The sequence below is a fragment of the Ruegeria sp. BHSA123 genome, from assembly GCF_059613425.1.
In genome coordinates, this window is record NZ_JBXWSL010000114.1 from 1 (window position 1) to 5,657 (window position 5,657).

Below are 5,657 nucleotides of genomic sequence, written 5' to 3' on the forward strand. Positions count from 1 at the left end.
GCCAGCGGCTCAAGCAAATGCCGCAATCAAAGGCCGGACACAGGACTGTACTGACCAGCCGCGCAATCAGAGCATTTTGTCCTTGCAAAGCAGACGCCATCCACACAGGACTTAGCAGCCTGATGCAGATGCGGCGAACTTCGCGATCGAACTCGCATCCCGTCGCGGAGAACACCTCGACGCCGTCGCCCGGGAGCTCAACGAGCGGCCGAGAATAACCTTGAATTACTTCTCACTCGCGGAGAAGTTCGAGGAGCGTGTTGCGGCCATCGGTTGAACCGGCAGCGCAAACCGGACATTCACGACCATGCATTGCTAACTCCGAAATATACAACAAAACTGCCAGTTGCAGAGATTGCATCGATTTTGGCAACCCACCAATTAATGCCGTCGGCTAATTTATTAACGTCGCACTACAACTTCTCCAAACTGATCCAACGAGGACCTCATCTTCCAAGTTTTCTTTTGGCTCAAGGGAGCAGGGAACGAGTCACTGATTTCGCCGATATTCGTTCGGTGTGACACCAGTCCACCTTTTGAACGCTCTGGAAAAACTTGTTGCACCGGAGAAACCAAGCAACTCGGCGATCTCCTCGTTCGGTGCGGATCTATCGCTGTCAATGATTTCTAGGGCCCTCTCTCTACGCCCCTTGTCGCGGATCTCTTGGAACGAGGTGCCCAATTCAGACATCGTGCGCTGTAGGCTCTTTGGATGGACGCCGAGGTTACGCGCGAGTTCCTCGAGGCCGAAGGTTCGCTCACCAATCTTTTGGAAGCAGACCTTTTCGACCCATTTCAGGATCGCATCGCGCGGGGAAGTATCGCGGAACTCTCCACGCGAGGTGGGCGGGATTTTCCAGTTCAGGGCTAGTGGCCGTTGCAGCCACTCAGAGGGAAACCCGATCTGAACACTGTTGCACTTTCGTTTCAAGAAAGAAGACTTCGGAAGCAGATCCAGCGGAATACCTGCGTTTTCCTGCGCCGTAACTGTTATGCGAGACGGATTGAAATCGTCTTCGGTCACTAACCGCAGGAGGGTCAACCACAGGCTCGCAGTGGCGGCATCTGCCTGAACGACGGGTGCTGCCGGTAAGAAAGTCCTCTCAGCTCGGATCACGGTGACATTTGCATTGATTTGGAGGGAGTATCGAACGTTGTTGATCTGCCGGTCGAGTTCGAGAATAGCCAGCGGTAGGAACTCTGCGAGGGTGTGGGATATCGCATAGCTCTCCCGGACAAAGACGGGGCCCGCCTCGACGAATGTCTCAGCTGCGCGCGCCGAGAAATACGGGTCGTTGAGCACATCGGCCATTTTCTCGACGGCCTTGTAGAGTGCATTGCCGGTGATCATCGCAGCCGGGTCGGTGAGATCGACCTGGTCAAGCCCAGCCGCCTTGAGAACAGGGCCAGCCTTGCCGCCGCGCTTCTCGAACAGATCAAGGAAGGGGCGAAGCTGCAGAGCGCGGTTGAACGCGATTCGCTCAGAGACCATTTGTCTGTCGTCCGTTGTTAGTTCTACACGACGATGTACATGCCGTTCACTACGAATACTCCCAGAACGCACTTTCAAGGACAAGTTTCTACACTACCTGTCGCGTGAGGGCATACAGTTTTGTTTTGATTAGCGTTTAGTATCCTTTTTGCGAAAGACCACGTTTCCAGAAGGTGGTCGAAGGTAAAGGTACATCGCCTATGAAACCAGAAAGAACTTTGTCCGCAATCGGCACCTTGGCGGTTTTGGTCGCGACCGCAACGACAGCGTTTGCCAACGATATCGTGATCTTAAATGGGCGCGTGATCGACCCGGAGACGGGCCTCGATGCGATCCGCAACGTTGGCGTGGAGGACGGCCGTATCTCGGCGATCAGCGAGTTCTCGCTTGAAGGTGACACGGTGATCGATGCTAAGGGGCACGTCGTCTCGCCGGGGTTCATCGACCTGCACGCTCACGGGCAGAGTATTGGTGACTATCGGATGCAGGCGATGCAGGGGGTGACAACGGCGCTAGAGCTAGAATCTGGCGTTTTGCCCATCGCCGACTGGTATGACAGTCAGGCTGCCAAGAACCTGCCAATCAATTACGGTGCGGCGGCGGGCTGGACCTATGGCCGGATCGCCACCTTCGACAACACCGACCCGCTGGCAACCGTTGAGTTCTTCCAAGCGGCCCAGGCCGAAAACGACTGGAAGATGGACATCGCCGACCAAGATCAGTCCGAGCGGATTCTGTCGCTGGTCGAACAGGGACTCAAGGAGGGGGGCCTTGGTATTGGGGTAAACGCGGGCTACGCGCCGGGATACGGGCAAAAGGAGTATTTTGCGCTGGCCGAACTGGCCAACGAATACGGCGTGGCGACCTTCACCCATGTTCGTTACGCCAGCAACATCGAGCCGCAGAGTTCATTCGAGGCGCTCAAGGAATTGATCTCGAACGCCGCCATCACCGGCGCGCACATGCACATCTGCCATATCAACAGCACGTCGATGGCTGATATCGAGGCCACACTCGCCCTTGTCGAAGAGGCGATGGACAAGGGTATCAACATCACCGTGGAAGCCTATCCCTACGGCGCGGCGAGCACCGTCGTCGGCGCGGCCATGTTTACTGGGCCCGACTGGCGGGACCGGATGCAATCGACAGCCGAGAATTTTCAGCTCGGCCAGGATCGCATGACCGAAGACCAACTCGACGACTATCAGGAGAACAAGCCGGGCACTTTCATCACCTGGCACTTCCTCGATGAGAGCAAGGCAGAAGATTTGGCTAAGCTCGACCTGTCGGTGACTCATCCTGCGACGCTGATCGCCTCGGACGCAACTTTCTGGTCGTACTTCGACGACAAGGGGAACATTCAGACTTACACCGGCGATGAATGGCCACTTCCTGACAACGTGTTCGCCCATCCGCGATCTGCCGGAACCTTTTCGAAGGTCCTGCGCAGCTATGTACGCGAGCGTGGTGTGCTTTCGATGAGCGAGGCGATCCGCAAGATGTCGCTGATGCCAGCGCAGACGCTGGAAGACTTCGTGCCGCAGATGCGCCGCAAGGGACGTCTGCAGGTGGGCATGGATGCCGACATCGTGGTGTTCGACCCTGAGACGGTCTCTGACAGGGCCAACTACGAGAACGCGAACCAGCCTGCCGTGGGCGTGCAGACCGTGCTGGTAAACGGCGGATTCGTTGTCCAGGATGGCGCGCTTGTCCTCGACGCGCCGCATGGCCAGCCGATCCGCAGGACGCAGACGCAGTAAACACCGGGCCTCCAACAAAATTTGAAAGGAGCACCTTGCTCATGAAGCCGCTCTCGACCCTCGCGATAACCACGCTCGCATCTGCGTTCTTCTGTGTCGGCATCGCTCAGGCGCAGGATTACGATCTCGTCATCTCGAACGGCCGGGTCATGGATCCGGAGACGCTATACGACAGCATCGCAAATGTCGGCATTTCGGACGGCCGTATCGTGGCGATCTCCAAGGAGGCGCTGAGCGGTGCCGAGGAAATCGATGCAACAGGTCACATCGTGGCGCCTGGATTCATTGACACCCATTTCCACTGGCAACAACCGATGGGCTATGCGCTTGGCCTGCGTGACGGACTGACTTCGAGCATGGACCTCGAGGAGGGCTGCGCAGGAACATTCATCGCGCGGTGGTATGAGGAACGCAAAGGCAAGAACCAGGCGAATTTCGGGTGCGCCTCCAGCCACGAACAAGCCCGCGCCATCGTGCTCGACGGTTTCGACGACGAGGAAACCCTTCTGCTGGGGCCGGCGGCGGCGCTTACCTCCCGCAAGGGATCGGGTTGGAGTTTGGACAAGGCGGATTACGACACTGGTAACAAGATTCTGCAGATCATCGACGAAGGCCTTCAGGCTGGCGCGCTCGGTATCGGATCGACATTGGGATACATGCGCGATGGTGTCACCACGCGTGAGTTGTTCGAGGTGCAGAAGATTGGCGCGCGATATGGTCGCCAGACTGCCGTTCATACGCGTTTCACACCCGATGGCGACGTGTTGGAAAACGTCGGTGCGCAAGAAGTCATTGCCAATGCATTGGCTCTGAACGCGCCCGCAATACTGCAGCACTTCAACAATCCCGGCTGGCGACTCACGCATGAACTCATCGCGCGGCTTCAGGAGAACGGACATAATATCTGGGGAGAGATCTACCCCTATTCCGCCGGATCGACCACGGTGAACGCAGTCTTCCTCAAACCCGAAAACTGGGTTGAAAGACAGGGGCATCGCTACGAAGACACGATGCAGGATCCGATTACAGGTGATTTCTATACGCAGGAAAAATACGATCAGGTCCTGAAGGATAATCCGACCCAAGAAATTCTGTTGTTCAAGACTCCGCCAGAGGACTCAGTCAAATGGTTGACTCTCAGGGGGACAACAATGGCCAGCGATGCGATGTTCGCGGAGCCTCTTATGGCGCCTTGGAATACTCCATTTGAGAAGTTGGGAAACATGCATCCGCGCGGCGCCGGGGCGCGCGCTGCAACACTGCGCCTTGGGCGCGAAAACGACATCCCGATGATGCAGCTTTTGTCGATCCTCAGCTACAACGCGGCGCACCATCTGGGCCGTACGGGGCTGAAGGCCATGCAGGAGCGGGGCCGGGTTCAGGAGGGCATGATCGCCGATATCGTGGTGTTCGACCCCGAAACCGTTGCCGACAATGCGACCTATGATCAGGGATCAATCCCCTCGACCGGGTTCAAGGCGGTTATTGTGCATGGCGAGGTGACCGTGCGTGACGACGAACTGCTGGAGGTCTTTGCCGGCCAGCCGATCCGCTTCGAGCCGGAAGACAAACCGCGGTTCGAGTCGGTGTCGGAAGACGCTTGGAACCGGGAGTTTTCCACCGGCATGCCGGATGTGGCGCCGGGCGTTCCTCCGCAGGGAGGGAATTGAGCGATGCAGACATTGGCAGCCAAGCTGCGCACGCGACTGCTGCGGAGCCTCATCGCCGTCTTTCTGACAGCCACAGGCGCGTTCGCCGAGCAGGTCGCAATCTCGTTTCGCGACTTGCCGGACCCGGTTGCGCTGCAGTTCGACGACCCTTTTCGCGACATGGGGTTCGAGATGATGGGGGAACTTCGAACTTTTGTCCGTCTTGAGCAGCGGCTTGCGAACGGGGAGGTTCCGGAGGAGGCGCGACCGCGGCTCGAGGCGCGGCTTGAGACGGCACGCGGCGCGCTAAGGCTTGCCGGCCATGACATTGAGGGACTTTTGGCACAGCGATGGGTTGTAGCCAAGGCCCGCAAGCGTGCGTTCTTTTCAACCAATCCAAACCTCCACCAGGCGACGGTAACCATCACCGGATTTCTCATTCCAGCTGGCACAAACGAGGACGGTTTCACCGTCGGCTATCTTGTTCCGGAGGTGGGCATGTGTAGCCACATGCCTCCGCCACCTCCAAATCAGCTGATCCGGGTGACGTGAGAACGGCGGTGAGAAAGTCGACCACGGTAGCGGCGGGATAACCCTGCTGCGGGCGGCGTAAAAGTCGTCCATCTTTGCCCTTCTTTTCGTAACGGGGGGGGCGGGAGGATCTTTTCCGTGGATTTGTATCGTAAAGTGCGTCTGGCCTGTGCCGAGGGCATGAGCCAGCGAGAAGCGGCCCGGCATTTCGGGATATCACGTGAC

4 protein-coding genes are annotated in these 5,657 nt (G+C 57.8%); 3 read left to right on the forward strand and 1 reads right to left on the reverse strand.

Annotation, left to right across the window (positions count from 1 at the left end):
- Nucleotides 1-490: 490 nt before the first annotated feature.
- Nucleotides 491-1,492, reverse strand: a complete 1,002-nt coding sequence (locus AC2FNC_RS19890; protein ID WP_209599455.1) for an AraC family transcriptional regulator — start codon at nucleotides 1,490-1,492, stop codon at nucleotides 491-493.
- Nucleotides 1,493-1,692: 200 nt separating this feature from the next.
- On the opposite strand from AC2FNC_RS19890, the gene AC2FNC_RS19895 reads away from it, so the two are divergent.
- From AC2FNC_RS19895 to AC2FNC_RS19905, 3 genes are read left to right on the forward strand one after another with little or no spacing between them, the layout of a single operon-like run.
- Nucleotides 1,693-3,252, forward strand: coding sequence for an amidohydrolase family protein (locus tag AC2FNC_RS19895; protein WP_224891407.1), 1,560 nt, complete (start codon nucleotides 1,693-1,695; stop codon nucleotides 3,250-3,252).
- A gap of 41 nt (nucleotides 3,253-3,293) precedes the next feature.
- On the forward strand, nucleotides 3,294-4,922 hold the full coding sequence (locus tag AC2FNC_RS19900) for an amidohydrolase family protein (protein WP_496716434.1): 1,629 nt from the start codon (nucleotides 3,294-3,296) through the stop codon (nucleotides 4,920-4,922).
- Between the two features lie 3 nt (nucleotides 4,923-4,925).
- A complete protein-coding gene (locus AC2FNC_RS19905) occupies nucleotides 4,926-5,453 on the forward strand; it encodes a DUF3299 domain-containing protein (RefSeq protein ID WP_496716435.1) in 528 nt (175 codons plus the stop codon).
- The last annotated feature ends 204 nt before the right edge of the window (nucleotides 5,454-5,657 follow it).